The organism is Niallia oryzisoli (genome assembly GCF_043641075.1).
GTDB lineage: Bacteria > Bacillota > Bacilli > Bacillales > Cytobacillaceae > Bacillus_BD > Bacillus_BD oryzisoli_A.
The window spans coordinates 50145-70328 of sequence record NZ_JBHZRC010000016.1; the positions used below are offsets into that span (position 1 = coordinate 50145).

The 20184-nt window shown below is 37.4% G+C and carries 17 protein-coding genes, 1 pseudogene and 1 riboswitch; of the genes and pseudogenes, 4 read left to right on the forward strand and 14 right to left on the reverse strand.

The window, feature by feature from the left end; translation table 11 throughout:
• Window positions 1-262: 262 nt before the first annotated feature.
• The 5 genes from ACHUFV_RS24720 to ACHUFV_RS24740 form a co-directional block, all read right to left on the reverse strand.
• Window positions 263-892, reverse strand: a complete 630-nt coding sequence (locus tag ACHUFV_RS24720) for a class D sortase (RefSeq protein WP_394238888.1) — start codon at window positions 890-892, stop codon at window positions 263-265.
• A gap of 74 nt (window positions 893-966) precedes the next feature.
• Window positions 967-2259 (reverse strand): LPXTG cell wall anchor domain-containing protein, encoded by a 1293-nt coding sequence (locus tag ACHUFV_RS24725; protein WP_394238890.1) that lies wholly within the window; start codon window positions 2257-2259, stop codon window positions 967-969.
• A 32-nt stretch (window positions 2260-2291) separates the two neighbouring features.
• The gene (locus tag ACHUFV_RS24730) at window positions 2292-3428 is read right to left on the reverse strand and encodes a hypothetical protein (protein WP_394238892.1); all 1137 of its coding nucleotides are present in this window, start codon (window positions 3426-3428) and stop codon (window positions 2292-2294) included.
• Window positions 3429-3798: 370 nt separating this feature from the next.
• Complete coding sequence (locus tag ACHUFV_RS24735; protein ID WP_394238894.1) at window positions 3799-5052, reverse strand: DUF5068 domain-containing protein; 1254 nt, start codon at window positions 5050-5052, stop codon at window positions 3799-3801.
• 619 nt (window positions 5053-5671) lie between these two features.
• Complete coding sequence (locus ACHUFV_RS24740) at window positions 5672-6424, reverse strand: sulfite exporter TauE/SafE family protein (RefSeq protein WP_394238896.1); 753 nt, start codon at window positions 6422-6424, stop codon at window positions 5672-5674.
• Between the two features lie 345 nt (window positions 6425-6769).
• Here ACHUFV_RS24740 and deoD point away from each other — a divergent pair, with 345 nt between their 5' ends.
• Window positions 6770-7468: a purine-nucleoside phosphorylase gene (gene deoD / locus ACHUFV_RS24745; protein ID WP_394238898.1), complete on the forward strand. Its 699-nt coding sequence runs from the start codon at window positions 6770-6772 to the stop codon at window positions 7466-7468.
• Window positions 7469-7587: 119 nt separating this feature from the next.
• Here the strand turns inward: deoD and ACHUFV_RS24750 are convergent, their stop codons facing one another.
• From ACHUFV_RS24750 to ACHUFV_RS24765, 4 genes are all read right to left on the reverse strand, one after another.
• On the reverse strand, window positions 7588-8547 hold the full coding sequence (locus ACHUFV_RS24750) for an ABC transporter permease (protein ID WP_394238900.1): 960 nt from the start codon (window positions 8545-8547) through the stop codon (window positions 7588-7590).
• The gene (locus ACHUFV_RS24755; RefSeq protein WP_394238902.1) at window positions 8547-9698 is read right to left on the reverse strand and encodes an ABC transporter permease; all 1152 of its coding nucleotides are present in this window, start codon (window positions 9696-9698) and stop codon (window positions 8547-8549) included. Before ACHUFV_RS24755 ends, ACHUFV_RS24750 begins: the two co-directional genes overlap by 1 nt.
• Window positions 9691-11223, reverse strand: coding sequence for an ABC transporter ATP-binding protein (locus tag ACHUFV_RS24760; protein WP_394238904.1), 1533 nt, complete (start codon window positions 11221-11223; stop codon window positions 9691-9693). Before ACHUFV_RS24760 ends, ACHUFV_RS24755 begins: the two co-directional genes overlap by 8 nt.
• Before the next feature lie 127 nt (window positions 11224-11350).
• Window positions 11351-12505 (reverse strand): BMP family lipoprotein, encoded by a 1155-nt coding sequence (locus ACHUFV_RS24765; protein ID WP_394238906.1) that lies wholly within the window; start codon window positions 12503-12505, stop codon window positions 11351-11353.
• A 122-nt stretch (window positions 12506-12627) separates the two neighbouring features.
• A riboswitch (purine riboswitch) is annotated at window positions 12628-12729 on the reverse strand.
• A 272-nt stretch (window positions 12730-13001) separates the two neighbouring features.
• Between ACHUFV_RS24765 and ACHUFV_RS24770 the strand changes: the two genes are divergently transcribed.
• Complete coding sequence (locus ACHUFV_RS24770) at window positions 13002-13523, forward strand: cupin domain-containing protein (protein ID WP_394238908.1); 522 nt, start codon at window positions 13002-13004, stop codon at window positions 13521-13523.
• 112 nt (window positions 13524-13635) lie between these two features.
• On the opposite strand, the gene ACHUFV_RS24775 is transcribed toward ACHUFV_RS24770, so the two are convergent.
• The gene (locus tag ACHUFV_RS24775; RefSeq protein ID WP_394238910.1) at window positions 13636-15252 is read right to left on the reverse strand and encodes an NAD(P)/FAD-dependent oxidoreductase; all 1617 of its coding nucleotides are present in this window, start codon (window positions 15250-15252) and stop codon (window positions 13636-13638) included.
• A gap of 296 nt (window positions 15253-15548) precedes the next feature.
• Between ACHUFV_RS24775 and ACHUFV_RS24780 the strand changes: the two genes are divergently transcribed.
• On the forward strand, window positions 15549-16409 hold the full coding sequence (locus tag ACHUFV_RS24780) for a dimethylarginine dimethylaminohydrolase family protein (RefSeq protein ID WP_394238911.1): 861 nt from the start codon (window positions 15549-15551) through the stop codon (window positions 16407-16409).
• Between the two features lie 159 nt (window positions 16410-16568).
• Here ACHUFV_RS24780 and ACHUFV_RS24785 read toward each other — a convergent pair whose 3' ends face one another.
• Window positions 16569-17111: an NADPH-dependent FMN reductase gene (locus tag ACHUFV_RS24785; protein ID WP_394238912.1), complete on the reverse strand. Its 543-nt coding sequence runs from the start codon at window positions 17109-17111 to the stop codon at window positions 16569-16571.
• A 564-nt stretch (window positions 17112-17675) separates the two neighbouring features.
• Between ACHUFV_RS24785 and ACHUFV_RS24790 the strand changes: the two genes are divergently transcribed.
• Window positions 17676-18527, forward strand: coding sequence for a malate synthase (locus tag ACHUFV_RS24790; RefSeq protein ID WP_394238914.1), 852 nt, complete (start codon window positions 17676-17678; stop codon window positions 18525-18527).
• Window positions 18528-18667: 140 nt separating this feature from the next.
• Here the strand turns inward: ACHUFV_RS24790 and fsa are convergent, their stop codons facing one another.
• The 3 genes and pseudogenes from fsa to ACHUFV_RS24805 all read right to left on the reverse strand — a co-directional run bounded on the left by fsa (window position 18668) and on the right by ACHUFV_RS24805 (window position 20047).
• Window positions 18668-19324, reverse strand: coding sequence for a fructose-6-phosphate aldolase (gene fsa, locus ACHUFV_RS24795; protein WP_394238916.1), 657 nt, complete (start codon window positions 19322-19324; stop codon window positions 18668-18670).
• 102 nt (window positions 19325-19426) lie between these two features.
• Window positions 19427-19570: pseudogene (locus ACHUFV_RS24800) on the reverse strand (transketolase-like TK C-terminal-containing protein); the annotation flags it as partial.
• A gap of 210 nt (window positions 19571-19780) precedes the next feature.
• The gene (locus ACHUFV_RS24805) at window positions 19781-20047 is read right to left on the reverse strand and encodes a hypothetical protein (RefSeq protein ID WP_394238918.1); all 267 of its coding nucleotides are present in this window, start codon (window positions 20045-20047) and stop codon (window positions 19781-19783) included.
• Window positions 20048-20184: the final 137 nt, after the last annotated feature.

The window sequence follows — 20184 nt, forward strand, 5'->3', positions numbered from 1 at the left end:
TCACACAAAACCTTTAAATCGAGATATTTATCTAGGTAAAAAGATCTGTAACAATATAGGGATATTCTATTTTATATAAAATTTATTTTTCCATCCGAATAAAATTGTTTGTAATTTTGAAAAAACATAGTAAAATATCACTGTTTTTGAAATAGTAGTGGTTTAGGAGGAGATGAAATTACATATATTGGAATAATTTTCAAAGTTATTCTATAATACTTGGGCGAATTATAATAAAAAATACCACCATTCTGGTGATATTTTACTCATTTAGCTTTTCCGCTATCTCATGACCATCAAATGTCCTTTCAGAAACGAATTCACCATAAACAATCAGCCTTTGCTTATCTGAATTTTTCGGATGACAGGTGATAAGAGTAACAAGCGATTTATCTTTCATTGGTTTAATCACGTCTACATCAGTAGGCTCAACTATTTTTTTGTCCTTTATTTTATAGGTGTATTCCTTATTTCCTATACTGATTAAAATTTCATTATCGATTTGTAATTCATCTAAACGGTTAAAATATTTACCATATATATAAGAACGATGGCCTGCTATGACAAAGTTATGATTTACCTTTCCTAGATCATTCGTTTTCCCGCTTGCCGGAAGATGACCAACAGCAAATTTTATATCCTCTATATCTGCTCCTTCAACAATTGGCGTTTCTAAATCAATCTTTGGAATTTGTAAAATTCCTATTGTATCACCTTTTTTAGCAGATTGGAGCTTTTCAATACTCTCGTCAGCAGAATTACCCGTAAACGTAAGTGATGTGTATTCATCAATTAACTTTTTTTGTTCCATATAGGTTTGCACTTTTGCATAAATGACAAATATCAATAACACCATGCCGAAGAGTATTAATAGATTGCCTAGCTTTTTCATATTCCTACACTTCCTCTTATTAGAAAAAAGGAGGGAAAGATGCCCTCCTTCTAAATGGCTAGATTACTATTTTCCTAAGCGCGATTCCATTTCCTTACTAGCAAACCAACTGCCATTACCATAAAGGAAACAAGTACTAGAATAGTAGAATCCATGGCAGAACCTGTCTTAGGTAATGTATTACTTACTGCGGTATCCACTTTTGTGTTACCGTTTCCATTGTTGTTTCCATTGTTGTTTTTAACATTAGAGACTGGTGTTGTTGTGTTGTTTTTACCATCGTTATTCGTTTTATCATCATTTTTACCAGGATTGTTGTTATCAGTATTTGGCTTGTCGGTGCCTGGGTTGTCAGTGCCTGGATTGTCGGTGCCCGGCTTGTCAGTGCCTGGATTGTCAGTGCCTGGATTGTCGGTGCCTGGATTGTCGGTGCCTGGATTGTCAGTGCCTGGATTGTCAGTGCCTGGATTGTCAGTGCCTGGATTATTAGCTACATACTTTTCATTTTCTAAAACACCTGCATGAAGATCACCAACAATTGGCGTGTTGTTTGTATCAACAATCACAAGACCATCATGTGTCCATGTGTACTTATCTGTCTTCACAGATTCGCTTTCGATTACACCTGCATGCGCATCTCCGACGATTGACTCTTTAACAGTTACATTTACTACACCGTTGTAATTATATTCATAGTCCTTTGTAGTAACTTGTTTTTCTTCAAGAACACCCGCATGTGTATTTCCAAGAAGCTTAGAATCAGTTAAATCCGCTTGAACTAAACCTTTAGATGAAAGCTTGCCCTCTTTTGTTTCAACATTTGTGCTGCCAAGAACATCGACATTTACATCTCCAGTGATTGGACGTAAAAGATCACTTTGTAAGCTAAGATTCACAACAGAAGATTTTTCTTCGCTAATAATCTTTGGATCTTTTGCTTCAGGATTTCCTGTTACGACAGGTGGTTCCTCAGGAATAATCGAGCTGGCTGCTGAGACCTCTGTAGCTGCTGTACTTGTTAATAATGGTGCAACTGGTGCAATGACGTCTGCAGGAACAACTGACGTAACGATAGATGTAACTGTTCCGATTGGCTCAATCGAAGAAGCTGCTGCAACTACGTCACCAACTGGAAGTACTCCTCCAACAGTCGAAACTACTTCACCAACTGGTGCTAATGATGTAACGGTGCCCAAAACAGATGTTACTGAATCAACTGATGCTGCCCCTCCAACTAAAGAGGTTACGCTTGATAATGGAGCATTTTCCTCAGCACCCGCTGCACCTGCTCCGATCATAATACCGGCTGCTACAACCCCGGTAAATAATACTGATTTTAACGATTTAACAATGACATTTTTCTTCATTTTAAGTTCTCCTTCTTCTTATCATTTTTTATTTATGCGTATAAGAAGAAGGATGCTTGGGGTGGATCGATTGGTGGAGGTTTTCTCCATTGATCAGATAACTCTATTTGTTGCTTTGACATCTGATTGCTTAATTCAATTTCACACAGACAATCAGAGCTTAATAAAGCAGCTATTCCAAGACCCGCATTTGCATTAGATGAACCAGCAGACCCACTGCCGGCGGATCCTGCGGTACTCATGGATCCTGATGGAGATAGAGCCTGTAGACTTTCATCATCTTTTAAATGACTAAGGACAGTCTTCAATTCCTCTAGCTCTTCAGGAGAGAACGGACTTTGCATTGGCACAGCAGTGCTGAAGCTTTCTGCTGTATTGTCATCAGTTAGGAAATCAGCTTTAGAAAGGGTACCAGATTCTTTTCCATCATGACCTAAATCAATTTGATCTAAGATATCCACAGTGGTTTCAAGAGTTTGATCGTCACCCTTTGCCTGTTGTAACGAACCCTCGCTAGATTCTGTCTTCTCTTTATTCTCACTTTGATTGACTGGACTTGATGGCAACGTTGGCTGAGATGGTGCATTGAGCTGGGATGGCTTATTAACAGGTTGAGTTACTTCACTTTCCAGATTAGTCTCTTCAACAGGCTCTGCAACAATTGGATTCTCTTCTTTTGTACTGTTACCGACACCAAGATGGAGATCCACTATTGGAGTTGCCGCATCAACAGATACTAAGCCTCCAGTCACACTTTCACCATTGCTTCGATTTAATACTTCTACCTTTACATCCCCAAGGACGTTTGAGTCTGATATTTCTAAATCAAGCAATCCATTTGATTGTGCTGCAGGCTGATTTGAGCTGGAATCATTTCCTCCTCCTGCATTGAGACCAAGATTTACCTTGCCAACAACCGGCAAATCTAACTCAACCCCCAGCAATTGATTGCTTTTTTGAACCTGAGAGGCCTTTACTACATTTCCGACTCCTGCAGCTTCATTAGACCCGCTCTTATTTGAACCTGCTTTCACAGCACCTGCTAATTCACCAATCGTATCGGTTAATCCTAGTGAATCTAATGGCTTCTCAATTTCTGAAGCAAGAGAAATAGAAGGTATCATAGTAATGACTATTAATAGTAATAAAGAGGTGAGTCCCTTTTTCATTTATTACACCCCCTTTCCATATTTGTCATACATTACCATTATATAGTGACAAAATTCGCCAAATAAATCAATGGATTCCGAATATTTAACAATATTGTAATATTTTTAATTAGCTGAAAAGTACTAATTTATACAAGTACCAAATATGACATTCCTACTATTGTAGTTAAAATACCCTACTATTTTTATAGATTTTTTGTTTGAAGGCTTTTTTGTGAGTCTTTCTCTTATGATTCACTGGTTTCAGGCACTATCAATAACTCTTTCTATAAAACCACGCAAAAAAGGCCTCTCAAGCTGTTCAGTGAACACTTGAGAGGCCTTTTCTAAATCGCCCGTACTTTCCGTCAGACGAAATAAATCTGTGAATCTATTCTCTTGGTAATTGGAATGTAACAGTGTAGCCTTTTCCAAGGTCTTGGTTTTCCATGCTGCGAAGCGGACCGAATTCAAGGTCAAACTTCTTAAAAATCCCAAACTCATCCTTACGAAGTAAAAATACAATCATTTTTTCGCCTTTTTCACCAGGCTTAATCTCATCTACACCCTCAGGCTCTAATTGACCTGTAGATAGATACGTTGCTCGTGTATCATCGACAATTAATTTTCCTGATGTCCAGTATGCACTGACAGGCTCTTGTGATGTATTATCGATAATAAAATTCATTGTAATCGCGACAATTCCGCTGTCACCAAAATCAACAAACGCTTCTTTGTATGCTTCTGTAGGAATTACTTCTGTATATTGAATTCCATCAAGGGTAATATTTACATCACCAAGCACCTGTGTTTGACCAATATCTTTTTTCTCAAAAATCATCTTTTTCTCAGCCATATCCTTCAGCAATAACTCATCTTGATAGAAGTCAGGCTTACTTGCTAATTGTTCCTTCTGATCATCACTGTAAATGAAATCATAGGTAGCATCACCTTTAAATGATCCCTTGAATGAATCATTATCAGCTGCCCCGCCCTCAATCACAAATTTCGGGTTTACGGTAGCTAATGATTGGTATTCTTCATTTGTAAGAGCGAAAGTTACAAGTCCGGTTACTTTCTCACCAGCTGTAAATTTACTAATATCTTCTTTATCTTTAGAGAAAAGAGTATCCTCATCTTTTACAAAAAGTCTTGATTGAGATGGGAAAACTTGAAAGTCATTCGCTACTTGAATATTCATAGTTGGAGTATAATACATTGTCTTATCTGTAGTGTTTTCAAGTGTAACCTTAGCAGTTACAATATAGCCCTCCGGCTGATCATCAAATACATATGTGTAGTCTTTATGAATATCTTTTAAACTAACAATCTGATATTCATCAACAGATACTTTGTAGCCGTTCATGTCATGCACGAAATTTGGCTCTTTATTTGTATATACTACTTCAACATTTCCCTGTGATTCTTCGGCGATAAATGGATTTAATACACCGCCGCTATCCTTTGAAGCTTCCTTTTTATCAGATTGTTCCTTTTTCTCTTCTTTTTCAGCTTTTTCAGTTGTGTCCGTTTTAGCCGCTTCTTTCTCTGTTGTTGAAGCCTTTTCATCATTTCCACCGCATGCAGTTACTAGCAGCAATACAGATAGCATGATGGTCCAAAACATATTCTTTCTCTTCAACACACTTTACGCCTCCCCTTATAAATGTTTGTCCTAATTTTCTTACTGGATAAATGAGGAATATGAACCAATTCCTCCTGAAAAACCCCCACTACATAATGACAAACTTCATCAAATAAATCAATGGATTCATAATTGCAGCACTTGGGCGCAAATTCTAAAAATGGTTAATTGGTCCTTCGTTCGACAAAAACAGCCAAAACCCGACTCTGTCTGACGATAGTCCCATTTACTTAGATTTATCCAGTTATTGCTTGAGTGGATTATACGCGTCATCCCCCAATTTTCCTTCCCACTCTTCACGCCAAGCATAGACTTTATCATTAATCTCTTTATGTACAGCCCACATTTCTTTCTCTTTTTCCTATTTAATGGTTTTGAAATGACTAGCCCTTATTTCCTCATTTTTGTCTGTTAAAGAGAGGATATACTCTTCTGTTTCATCTGTTATCAACTCTTCATCCTGAAGGAAAAAAGAAGGAAAGCTCTGCGAGAAAATTATTTTCTACAGAACTTTCCTTCTATCTTATTATCGAGTACCTTTTATTCACGTCTTTTTCTCTTTATCTTTCTACACTTATAACTGGGCCGAGGGACCCGTCCCCGTGACCTTTTTAATAGATCATTGAATTAACAATATAGCACCGGCCATAATCGGGGTGAGAACCATTGCACTTTTTAGAATTGGTAACGGAACATTGTTGGTAAATTTAGCCCCAATATAAGATCCAATCATCGTACCAGCTAGTACCTGGACCAGGAGTAGGACGTTGAAATAGCCCTCAAAATAGTAGCCTGACCCGCCAGCGAAGGCGATAGGAAGAATAACTAACATCGTTGTACCGACTGATGCTTGTACAGAAAGCCCCATCACAACCATCAATCCAAGCTGGATGAAGGGAGCCGACCCAATTCCAAATGTTCCAGATAACAAACCAGTCACAATACCAACAGATGCTGCTTTCAGTATAAAGCCGACAGCGGATCCCGTTTTCCTACTCTTTGTCTCTTTCATCCTATTTACTATAAAAAGTCGGATCATCAGCATAACAGCGGAAAGGAACAGCATTCCTGCCGTGAACCAATGGAGTGAATGAACCGGAATCCATACCGCAATCTTAGAACCAACAAAGGACATAATTGCCCCAAAGGCACCTACAGTTATTCCTGTTTTCACATCAATATTTCCCTGCCGGTAATGACTGTAAGCTCCGGACATAGTCGTAAACACCATGGCAGCCAAAGATGTCCCTAATGCTGTGTGGATTGGCACGCCAAAAACAACGGTTAACAGCGCAATAATAAAACCGGACCCTCCTGCCCCAATAAATCCCAGTAATATTCCCATTAGGAACATCGTAAGTGTGATAATCAAAGATGTCGCCCCCAAACCCACTTTCACTTCATTAATGATAGTTATCCAAGTATATTATAATACTAAAAAATGACAAGACGTATTTTGTAATTAAAAAAAGTGATTTTTGATCGTAAGTGGCCAGGGCTTCATTCTTTTACAAACATTCACATAAATGGTATATTTCCTTTGTAAAATAACGCAGGGAAGAAAGAGAATTGAATCAAAAAAAACAGCATACATATATCAACATTAAAAATATGTAATAATTTTTCACTGTTTCCTTAAACTAATAGGTGAGCATCAAACGAACCCTCTCTCGTTTCTTCTTTAACTTCAAACACAAAACATAAGGAAGTGGTATTTATGAGTACACATATTGGAGCAAAATCCGGCGATATCGCTGAAACGATTTTATTGCCAGGGGACCCTTTACGGGCAAAGTATATTGCTGAAACTTTTTTAGAGAATGTCGTTTGCTATAACGAGATCCGCAATATGCTTGGATTTACAGGTACATATAAAGGTAAAAAGGTTTCTGTTCAAGGAACAGGTATGGGAATCCCATCCATCTCTATTTATGCAACAGAATTAATGAAGGATTATAATGTTCAAAATTTAATTCGCGTGGGAACCTGCGGAGCTTTTGAAAAAAGCGTCAAGATCCGTGATGTCATTATCGCAATGAGCGCTTCAACCGACTCACAGATGAACCGAAAAATCTTTGGAGCAATGGATTATGCTCCAACAGCTAATTTTGAATTATTAAAGAAGGCTTATGATATCGGTACTGAAAAAGGACTTAGTTTAAAGGTTGGAAATGTATTTAGCGCAGACATTTTCTACGATGATTATGCTGAACACGAAAAATGGGCACAATATGGAATTTTAGCCGTTGAAATGGAGACAGCTGCTCTCTATACATTAGCAGCCAAATATGGAAGAAAGGCATTGTCCATCCTAACTGTAAGTGACCATATTCTAACAGGTGAAGCTACTTCAGCTGATGAAAGACAAACAACCTTTAACCAAATGATCGAGGTTGCATTAGATTCTATCGTATAATAATAATGGCGGCAAGTTGATTCTTCACACCAACTTGCCGCCATTTATGTTTTCTTCATATTGAGGTAATCTCAGACACCTTAGTTTCGCTCCCAAAGGATCCTATTTAGACAGTCCCACTATCTCTTTCCTTTGTCATAAATTTCACCTAATGCTCTCGGAGCTCGATTCGATTTAGAGAAAAAGATCAATAACAATAAGGTTAAGACATACGGTAATATCATAAATAAATCAGTAAAACTACTCGGTAATTCCATAAACTGGGCAAGATAGGTTCCCCCAGATCTTGCAAAACCAAATAGAAGACAGGCCGCTAAAGTAGGGAGAATCCGCCAGTTACCGAAAATCAATGCTGCAATGGCCAAAAAGCCATATCCCATATAAATACTGGAAGAAAAATTAGCAGAGATGGAATAGGCAAAACACATGCCTCCAAGTCCTGATAATAGACCTGAAATGAGAACCGCCGAAAACCTAATTTTCATTACATCTACACCTGCTGCATCAACCGAATGTGGATTTTCTCCGCTCGCTCTTAAGCGCATGCCAAACTTTGTTTTATATAAAAGATACCACGCAAAGAAGGCAATCACCACGATAATTACTTCAAACGGATACACCTTCGTAAAGACCGCACCAATCACTGGTATATTGGATAAGCCTTCAATCGTAAATCGCTCCGATACACCCAATTGAAACTTGTCAGAAGCCGCGCCAAAGACAAGCGCATTTATTTGTGCCGTTAAAAACGTCGTTAGCGCTAACGCCAAAATGTTAATTACAACACCACTTATCACTTGGTCTGCCTTAAACTTGATTGATAGCAAGGCATGAATAATGGAAAAGGCCATTCCACCAATCATCGAAAATACTAGCGCCAAGTAAAATAAATTTTGAATATCAGTACCAGTTGAATTCGCGACTAAGACAGCGGATAGTGCTCCGATGAATGCTCCGAAGCCTTGGAAGCCTTCAAGCGCTAAGTTGGTAATGCCACTCTTTTCACTATAAATCCCGCCTATTGCTATGATAAAAAGAGGCAGAGCAAAGGATAACCCATCAATAATTACTGTATCCATTAAGCTTCACTCTCCTTTCGCTCTACTTCTTTTTCCTTCACCCGACTGACTTTATGCTTCAAGTATTCACCACATGCACTAAACAATAGGATTAGCCCAATGATAACAGAGGATATTTCCTGTCTAATTCCAGACTGTGAACTCATATACGTGTTTCCTTGATCAATAACAGATATTAAAAATGATGAAAAGATAACACCAATTGGATGAGAGTTACCCAACAGAGATACAGCAATGGAATCAAAGCCGATACTTGATAATACCTTTGGTTGGATGGAAGAAAAATAACCTAGATAATATGTGACACCTGCAAGACCTGCCAAGCCTCCGGAAAGAACCATGGCTAGGACGGTATTTCCTCCGACATTAATTCCTACATATTTTGCTGCATTTCGGTTGGAGCCTATCGCTTTAATTTCAAAGCCAACCACTGTTTTGTCCATAAGAAACTTTATTAAAATAGCGATAATAATAGCTAATATAAAGCCTAGTGGAATATCCATTTTCAAATTGGCTATTTCAACATTAACTAACGTTAGTCTTGATGCCTCTGCAATATATCTGGATTGTCTTGAAACAGGATCAATATAATACATTTGAATAAAAAAGCTTATGACATACTGCGCAATATAATTTAACATAATCGTAGACACTACTTCATTAATATTAAATCTATATTTTAACCACCCAACTAGTCCGCCCATTAATCCTCCAGCAATAATTCCGATTACCAAGACAAGCGGCTTTGCCATTACGGCATCTAATCCGCTGTATCCAACAATAATCGTCGCTAAAAACCCGGAGACGAGCATTTGACCGGAAACCCCAATATTAAATAGACCTGCTTTAAATGCAACGGCAACTGCCAAACTGGCAAACACAAGCGGCGTCATGGCATTTAGCAGGCTCAAAAAATCAGTCAGCATGCTCTTATAGCCAGCATAAGTTGGCTTAGGCAGGATTCCAGCCCCTTGGAATAAGTTATAAAATGCCTGTAAAGGATTTTTGCCAATGACAAGTATGACAATCGCAGCAGCAATAAAGCTTATGATTATGGAGACTAATGGAATCGAGATAGGCTGCCATTTCTCGTTACTTATTGGTCGGATAAGACTATAACTTAAGCTATTTTTCTTACTATCTTTACTCATGCTTTGCCCCCATCATATATTCGCCGACTTCATTCGTCGTTAATGTATCACTACTTGCAACTTTTTGAAGTTGGCCATTATATATCACTCCAATGGTATCCGCTACATTCATAATTTCCTCTAACTCCAATGAAACAAGTAGGATTGCTTTTCCTTGATCGCGTTCATGAATCATCATTTTATGAATATTTTCAATCGCACCAATATCTACTCCACGTGTTGGCTGTACGAAAATCATAAGCGGTGATTTTAATTCAATTTCGCGGGCTATAATGGCCTTTTGCTGGTTACCGCCACTCATCGAACGAACCTGCGTCTTAATCCCCTGGCCGCTTCGAATATCATATTTATCAATCATCTTACTGCCAAACTGCTCAAATTCCTCTTTATTTAAAATTCCCTTTTTAGAAAAGGGCTCCCTATAATATTGCTTTAATGCTAAATTAGTGGATAAATCAAAATCCAATACGAGTCCAAAGGTTTGTCGATCTTCAGGTATATAAGAGATTCCGGCTTCTGTTCTTTTTCTTATCCTTTCATTTGTAATATCCTTACCCTGTAGAAGGATTTTCCCGCTGCTCACCTTCGTTAAGCCAGCAATGGCATCCGCTATTTCTACTTGCCCATTATCTGCGACTCCAGCGATAGCAAATATTTCTCCACTACGTATAGTAAAGGATACATCCTTGACCACTTCAAACCCATCTTCGTTTTTAACAGTCAAATGCTCTACCTTTAATACTTCCTCTTTCAATTGAGGAGGTGTTTTTTCAGATTTAAAGTTTACCTCTCTGCCTACCATTAATTGAGCCATAAGATTCACCGAAGTTTTCTTTACATCCAACACATCAACTAATTTACCCTTGTTCAATACAGCACATCGATCGGCCACTTTCTTAATTTCTTCCAGCTTATGTGTGATTAATATGATTGTTTTTCCACCGTCTCGTAGACCTTCAATAATACCGAGCAGAAATTCAATTTCTTGTGGAGTTAAGACGGCAGTTGGTTCATCAAATATAAGGATTTCCGCTTCACGATAAAGCACCTTTAAAATTTCCACCCGTTGCTGCATAGAAACAGTAAGATCAGCTATTTTTTTCGTAGGATCCACTTCTAAACCAAAGCTTTTAGACAGCTCTTCAATTTTTCGATTTGCATTCCGAATATCTACGTATGGAAAGAGACCTGCTAATTTTTTAATTGGCTCAACACCTAAAACAATATTCTCTGTAATCGTATAATCAGAAACTAACTTGAAATGCTGATGGACCATTCCAATATTAAGCCTTGCCGCATGGTTGGGCGAACTGATTTGCACTTTCTCTCCCCGAATATAGATTTCTCCTTCATCCGGTTCGTACATACCACCAAGGATACTCATCAAGGTTGATTTACCTGCACCATTCTCTCCAAGCAAAGCAAAAATTTCGCCTTTTTTAATTCCGATGGATACATCATCATTTGCCACTATTCCAGGAAACCGTTTCGTTATATGTTTCATTTCCACAATATAATCTGACATTTTTCGTCCCCTTATCATAATAATAGGAAAAAAATTTAAAAGAAGTTCATCATTTCCTAGTTTTTCTTAAATTAGGAAATGATAAACTTCTAATGATTCATTTCTTCTTTGTGCTTCGAATTAACTATTACAACCCAGGAAACTTATCTGGAGTATATCCGTTAAAATTAGATGCAGGTTCAATTTTTCCATCCTTCACCAATTGATATGCTTCATCAAGCTTTTTCAATGTATCTTCAGATAATTGATGACGTCCTTCTTCTTTAATAAAACCAGTTGAATCTGTATCTGCGTGAAGAACAACATTTCCGCCTTTAAAGCTTCCATCAACAATAGAATTTAACGCCTTTTCAATATTCATACTCATGAATTTTACAGCAGATGTTAATACGATATTTTCAGAACCGTTTACACCATCATCAAATTGGTCAACATCCACACCAATTACTTTTACGTCTCCTTTTGCTTCCTTAGCTGCTGTGAATACACCATTTCCAGTACCACCTGCTGCCGGGAAGATAATATCAACGCCTTTATCAATTAATGCATTGGCAATAACCTTACCTGTTGCGGCATCTGCAAAGGATCCTGCATAGTTACCGCCCACATCCTTGCCATTTACATCCGTTCCGGCATAACCCGATAATTCAACAACTTCAACTTTCTTTCCATAAACTTTATTTGCATAATTCACACCTGATTCAAAACCGAACTGGTAATTGACATTTGAAGGATAAGCGATACCATTTACAACCGCGACTTTATTTGATTTTGTTTCAAGCGCTGCAGCCATTCCTGCAAAAAATCCACTTTCCTGTTCAGCAAAATTCATCGCATATATATTATCGAATTCCTTTTGGTCACCTACAGGCGCTGGCTCAGAATCATTGATAATAAATTTTTTATCAGGGTTTTCTACAGCAATACTAGAAACACCAGCAAATTGAAACCCAGGTGTTACGATTACATCATAATCTGCCACAATATCAGCAACAGCCTGCACAGCTGCAGCAGGATCACCGGTTTCTTCTCTAATCGCTTTTACTGTCGCATTCGGGTGATTTTCAATAAATTTTAATATTCCGTTATAGTTATCTTCATTAAAGTTCCCGTCATCAACGCCTGAAGGGCTTGTGACAATGGCAATTTTTAAACCTTCTTCACCTTTATCAGACTTCGCATCATTTTCTTTAGCAGAGTCATTTCCACCGCATGCTGCCATTACAGCAGTCAGTAACGCAATGAATAAAATCATTACTATTTTTTTAGTTCCTTTTTTCATGTCTTATTCCTCCTATGATCTTCATGATGAATTTCTTGTAAAAAACAGGAAAAGCCCCGAGATGCACCGGAGCTTGACTTTAGGTAAGTAGATAATGGAAATTTTCAATGAGTTTATTCCCATATTTATGTACACAACCTCGTAGTCAGGCTATTTAAGGTAGCTTGGTAGAAACTTTTGGGCCATATTCCCAGGATTATACGAGAACAGTATTCAATTCATACTGCTTCATACTAACATCAGGGGTTACCACTGTCAACGTAATACGAACAATTTTTTAAAGTATATTATTTAATGTTCGGGAATTACACATACAATCATAATTATTGACCCAAAATAAGAACCTTATGTAGTTACTTATACATAGTATATCCAACCCCTCACTTCCTAATGATAAAAATAACACAAAAACTTGTAGTACCTTTAACTCTATTCCTTGAAAAGGTTATGCTTATATGGAAGTAGTTTACATTTAACTTAATGGAGGTATTTAGCATTGTCTAATCCTGATCCACACTATTATGTATCAAAGCTTGGACTAACGCCACATCGAGAGGGTGGATACTATAAAGAAACATTTCAATCAACCGAAGTGACTTCAGATCAGGAATTAACCGTAAATTTCGAAGGGAAAAGAAAGCTATATACGAGTATCTACTTTCTCTTAACGTCAAAAGACATTTCCCACTTTCATCGTTTGAAATCAGATGAATTATGGTATTACCATGCAGGAAGCTCTTTAACCATTCATATCATTGATGAGACTGGGGATTATAAAGAAATTAAATTAGGATTGGATTTAGACAAAGGGGAAGTTCCACAAGCCTTAGTTCCAAAGAATTCTATCTTTGGATCATCTGTTATGGATGAAGATACCTTTTCCTTAGTTGGGTGTATGGTTTCTCCAGGCTTTGAATATAAGGATTTTGAATTATTCACACAAGATGAACTCTTGTTAAACTATCCACAGCATAAAGATGTGATATTGAGGATGGCGTATGAAGTCATTCCAGACTAACTTAATAAGCAGCAGCGGCAGAGACCCTCTTTAAGAAATAAAGGAAAGCACTGCAAGAGGGTTAATTCTTGGCAGTGCTTTTCTTTTTGTATTTATAACATGGAGCCTACTTTTAGAACTGAGCCGCGGGACCCGTCCCCGTGGCTTCAATCTCCATTAACGCTTCTGCACATTTTATACCGTCAACAGCACTAGATGTGATTCCTCCTGCATAGCCTGCACCTTCACCACAAGGGTATAACCCCTTGATGTTCGACTCAAATGTCAGCGGATTTCGCTTAATGGTAACCGGTGATGAGCTTCGGCTTTCGACAGCTGTTAAAACGGCATCATGTTTGATAAAGCCCGTCAATTTTTTATCCATCATTCGCAGCCCGTCTTTTAAACTATCAATAATAAAATCATCAAGGCATTCTCTCAAATCCGTTGGAGTAACACCCGGGGTATACGTTGGAATAATATCACCAAGCTGTTTACTGCCCCTATTTTCTAAAAAATCGCCGACCAATTGTACTGGTGCAAAATAATTGCTGCCACCAAGTTCAAATGCCTTTCGCTCTAATTTTCTTTGAAACTCTACAGCCGCTAACACCTCTCCATTAAAATCAGTTGGTTTAACAGAAACTAGCAACGCACTGTTAGCATTATTTCCGCTTCTTGCGCTATAACTCATTCCATTTGTAACGACTGTATTTTTTTCCGATGCGGCGGCAACAACATGACCTCCAGGGCACATACAAAACGTATAAGCACCCCTTCCATTAGGAAGATGTGCATTCAACTTATACTCAGATGCCCCAAGTAGTGGATTATTGGCAAAGCTGCCGAATTGCTGTAGATCAATCTCCTTTTGATGGTGCTCAATACGCACCCCCACCGCAAAAGGCTTCGGTATCATGTCCACCCCTATATCCTTTAACATATAGAAAGTATCTCGAGCACTATGCCCTATTGCCAATACGACTGCATCGGTTTCAATGACATCTGTTTTTCCCTGTCTTTCTAATAACACACCTGTTACTTTCCCATTTTCGATCATAAGTTCCTTCATTTTCGTTTCGAAACGCACGTCCCCACCAAGCTGCTCAATTTTTTTGCGGATATTTCTAACAACTGTTATCAAAATGTCCGTTCCAATATGGGGCTTCGACAAATAAGATATCTCCCTTGGGGCACCAGCTTCTACAAATTCCTTGAATACTTTCGGAATTCTAGTATTTTTTATACCTGTTGTCAGTTTCCCGTCTGAAAATGTTCCTGCTCCACCTTCACCAAATTGAACATTACTATTTGTTTCAAGCACACCGTCTTTCCAAAATTTTTCAACAGCCACTTTTCTTCGATCGACGTCCATTCCCTGCTCAACAATAATTGGGTTTAGCCCATGCTCTGCTAATATCAAGGCACAGAAAAGTCCGGCGGGCCCACTGCCTACTACTACAGGACGGGTTGTTTTATTAGTCTTCTTAATCATATATTCAACTGGTTCACAGGAAGAAACATTCTTTATTCCTACATACGATTTCTCGTTTTCTATTTCAACATCGACAGAATACACTAGCTGGACATTATTTTTTTCCCTTGCATCAATCGACTTCTTAGAGATGGTAAAAGACACTATTTTATCCTTTTTGACCTTTAGTATTTTCTGGATTTTCTGAGCTAAAAGGGAATTTTCTTTACTCGGTTCAAAATCAGCACGAAGCTTAATATTACTTATTCTTAACATGATAAATTCCATCCTAAGTTTATATTTTTGCAGCTATTATCTATATTTACTGTTTGTCCACTTATACTATTTTTCTCAAAACAGACTAACAACGTTCTGAGTATATCTTCATATTATACTGGTGACAACTTCCCTTTAAATAAGTTAATAAAATCTACATATTTCAGAACCGCGGGTCCCTTGGCACAGCACAAAAAAACTTTAAGTTTTTTTGTGGCTATGGTGTAGGATCATAAAAAACAACATATTCCACCATTTATTCGCAGATAATAGGAGAAAAAGGTAAGGAGACATGTATGGAAAATACTCCACAAAGTCATACAAGAATTAGTTGTTTTAATGAATATGACCCTTTAAAGAAGGTCATTTTATGCCAGCCCCAATATATGACGATTAGGGACGTCATTAATGAAACTCAGAAACAGTTTAAAGAAGAAGGGATACATATTGAACTTGCTTTGGAACAACACGATCATTTTGTCAAAACCTTACGTGAAAATGGGATAGAAGTCTATTTACTTCCATATCACAAAAAATTTCCCGAGCAGGTTTTCACAAGGGATATTGGATTTACACTTGGTGAAACCATCTTTGTAGCTGATATGGCGCATGATGTTCGAAAGGGAGAAGAAAATGTATTAAAACAATGGCTTGAGGATGAAGGGATTTCTTATTACAACATCATTGGCGATCAGATTGAAGGCGGAGATGTCATTATCGACAGGGATACTATTTATATCGGTCTAAGCAATCGCACAAATATAGAGGCAATCAATCATTTATCTGATCTGTTGGATAAACAATTTAACGTCACACCTATTGATTTTCAAGAGAAGTTTTTACACCTTGATTGCGTTTTTAATATCGTCTCTGAAAAAGTGGCCTTATTTTATCCAAAAGCATTAAAAAAGGAAGACATCGAAATGTTTCAGTCTCGGTATGAATTAATTGAGGTAACAGAGGAAGAACAATTTACGCTCGGTACAAACGTGTTGTCGATTGGAAATAACCGCATTTTGAGCTTGCCCGTAAATAAAAAGGTAAACAATGAACTTAGAAAACGAAATTTCGAAGTAATTGAGGTCGACATCACAGAAATTATTAAATCAGGCGGCTCTTTTCGCTGCTGCACATTACCACTGTTAAGGAGTAAATGAGGTTGAAAGATTAACCATATGGGGTTTTTGTCCATTCTGCTACAACTGGAAGTCATGTAAAAAAAGAAGCATCTCAAAAGTTTACACAACTTCTGAGAAGCTTCTTTTTTTACTTCAATCCCTCTTCTATCATGATTGCTGTAAAAGAGAGCATTGTATTTATCGGATTGTGAACAGTGCTTTTGACCAAGGAATTAGTTGATCTAACATTTGATTAACGGAATCCTCTTGTACCGCCTTTGGTTTAAAATCAGTGCCATTCTCAAAATCAGTGAATAATGATAGTGCTGGATGAACACGAACATCAGCAACTAACAATTCTCCTAAAATACCACGTAAATGTTCAGCTGCACGCGCACCACCTACAGAACCATATGAAACAATACCAGCAGCCTTATTATTCCATTCTTCACGAAGATAATCTAATGCATTTTTAAGTGCTCCTGTAATAGAGTGATTGTATTCTTGAACAATAAATACAAATCCATCTTGAGCTGCAATAATTTCTGACCATGCTGCTGCACCCGAAGCGTCTGCTCCTGCCTCGCCAAGTAATGGCAATTTGTAGTCTGCAATATCAATGATTGTATAGTTTGCGTCGCCACGTTTATCTGCTACTTCCTTTACCCACGCACCTACTTGTGGACTCACACGTCCTTCACGTGTAGATCCTAAAATAATTCCAATATTTAATTTTGTCATTGTTTCTTCCTCCTCTTTTTTCTCTCCAAATAGTTTATTTAGAAATCCCACTCATTTCACCCCTTAAAATATTGCTTTTCAAGTATCTGGACCAAAGCAAAAACACTCTATTAAGGAATCTCGAATTCAAGATTTATATCCTGAAAATAATTTGCTTTTCTTCCTTACCACCAACAAATTGATTGGGATAAAATTGGCATATACACTTAAATCGAATATCTTAAAATAATTTATTTTTAATTCGAGATAAATTTATCACATTTTTATAATATATGTCAACTCTTTTACTTGGTTATTATTGATTTGCTCGAATAAGGAGGTAACCATAAGCAAAACGAATAAAATAATCTTTTATTTTACAACGCGATAAATTAATTTGTCAATATAAAATTTGCAATATTTTCTAAAAATGTTACAATGATAGTATAGTCATTTTTTTAAAGCGTATTTCAAATTCATTTGTAATTCCTTTGCAGATCGAATTTGAGTACGTTTTTTTATGTCCCTTCTTTAAATTGAAGGAACTAGGTGAACCAATTTTTGTATTACAAGGAGGGCAAAATAATGAATCTAATCAATAAAGAGGTTTCACACAAGCGCTTTGGCAAGGGAAATATTGTTAGACATAATGATTCTTTCATAGAAATACATTTTGCAACGGAAAATAAAAAGTTTGTTTTTCCCGATGCATTTGGAGAACACCTAATGCTTCAGGATAAAAGTGCTGCCCATTCACTGGAAAAAATCATTCAAGAAAAGGAAAGAGAACTAGAGAAGGTACAACGGGCAAAGGAAGAAGAAAAAGACCAACAACGTAAAGAGCAGCAGCTTCGCTTGGAGCATGAAAAACTTATGAAGAACCATAAGCTTCACCCCGAATCACAAATCGTTTTTTGGTGTGACACGGAAGAACAAAGTAGGGTTTTTACAGAGTGGAAGGTTTTTACTGGTGTAATAAAAAGCGGCAATAACAAAGGAAAGCCAAACAAACCTACTCGCATCTACCCAAATAGTGTTTGCCTTTTAACAGCAAGAGATTCTAGTATGCCTGAAAAAGACAGACGTATCTTAGGTGCTTATATGGTGAATGAAGATTTTATCGGCAAGTTTTGTGAAGATGGATCTATTCCTGCTCATTCGGAATACAGACTACAACTTACAGAACAGGAATCTGATCGGATGCCTTTTTGGAAATATTACACAAATGAAAAGTTTCCTCACAAAATGACTTGGAATACAGGTAAATACCGTTATTTTGATAATGTATGGGTGGCCCAAATTTTACTTGATATTGTTTCTTTAAAAAGCGACACACAGGAACAAGAGCTCGCACAGAACTTTTTTGAACATTTTTGTAGAATGAATCAAATCAGCGAAGAAGAATTACCAGAGCCTAACGGTGCTTTAATGCGTTGATAGGTTTTATCCCTTAATAGAGAAAAACCGATCCTGAATTGGGATCGGTTTTTCTCTATTCATTACTCTTTATAAAGTAATTTTCCACATAGAATATGAATAGGGATACCATTCATATCAAATAGCTATCATATTTATTATTACTTTTTCCAATCTGCTGCAAACTTTTCCATACCTTGATCGGTTAGTGGATGCTTAGAAAGCTGCTCAATAACGCTAAAAGGAATCGTTGCAATGTGAGCACCAGCCATAGCTACACGTGTTACATGATCGGGATGTCGAACAGAAGCTGCAATAATTTGTGAGTCTAAGTTTTGAATGCGGAATAGTTCAGCAATCTTGGCTACTAATTGTACACCATCTTCAGAAATATCATCCAATCGTCCTAAAAATGGGGAAACATATGTAGCCCCTGCACGTGCAGCCAAAAGCGCCTGGTTTACAGTGAAGATAAGTGTAACATTGGTTTTAACACCTTTATCTGCAAGATATCGGCAAGCTTCTAAACCAGCTAATGTCATAGGAAGCTTAATAGTAATTTTTTCATCCCCGCCATTAATTTTGATTAATTCTTCAGCTTGAGCAATCATCTCCTCAGCTGTAAGTGCATCTGGAGTTACTTCAGCTGATACAGATTCTACACGTGGAACGGCTTGGCAGATTTCTGCAATTCGATCTTCAAATTTCACGCCTTCTTTAGCTACTAAAGAAGGATTGGTTGTAACACCCGCTAAAACACCAACTTTATATGCTTTTTTAATATCCTCAAGATTTGCAGTGTCAATAAAAAATTTCATTTTTCTTTCCTCCATATTTAACTATTTTATTTTTTTATAAGGAAAGTCGATGGCAATCAAACAAGATGTCCTGCGAAAGTAATTCGCTAGGAGTACCTTGGATTACTTAACAATCCTCTTAAATGACTCTACTATATTTTCTACTGTAAAACCATATTCATGCAGTAATTTGTTTGCTGGTGCAGATGCGCCAAAATGATCAATGGTAATCGTTTTTCCTGCTTGTCCCACATATTCTCTCCAGCCAAATGTAGAGCCTCACTTACTTCGCCACAGTCATACATCATACAAAGCAATGTGTATTCTTCCTTGTAGCAAAAGAAAAAAAGGGACCCCTAATAACCTCAGTGAACTTATGGGTCCCCGTTAAGCTCATGTTTTATTTTTAATTTTAATGTAGGAACAATATATTTCTTATAAATTAAAAAGCCCCCTAAAAGGGGCTTCTTCACAAATTTATTCTGGTGCGATAGTTGATCCAAGATTTCCAAGTAAATTAGAAAAAACAGATAAAAGTTGTTGTGTTTGGTCTGTTGTTAGATTATTACTTTGTGTACTTAATCTAAGACATGGAAGTTCTAATTGGAGATCGATACCGAGAAGCACAATAGAAATTGGACAAGGAATGGAAACACAAAGAATTTCATCACCAGTACAACAACCTTCTGGGCATTCAGTTGGTTGTTGTGGTTGTTGTGATTGTTGTGGTTGCATTTTAGCCATTAAAAACCCTCCCTTCTTTTTTAAGGTTTGTCCCCTCTTTATATTATAAAAAAAGGCTATCATTGGTTTGGACAAGAGCATGGGAAGTTTAGAAATTAATAACGGTGCTTTAATTAATTCAAGAACAGGGCTGTCAA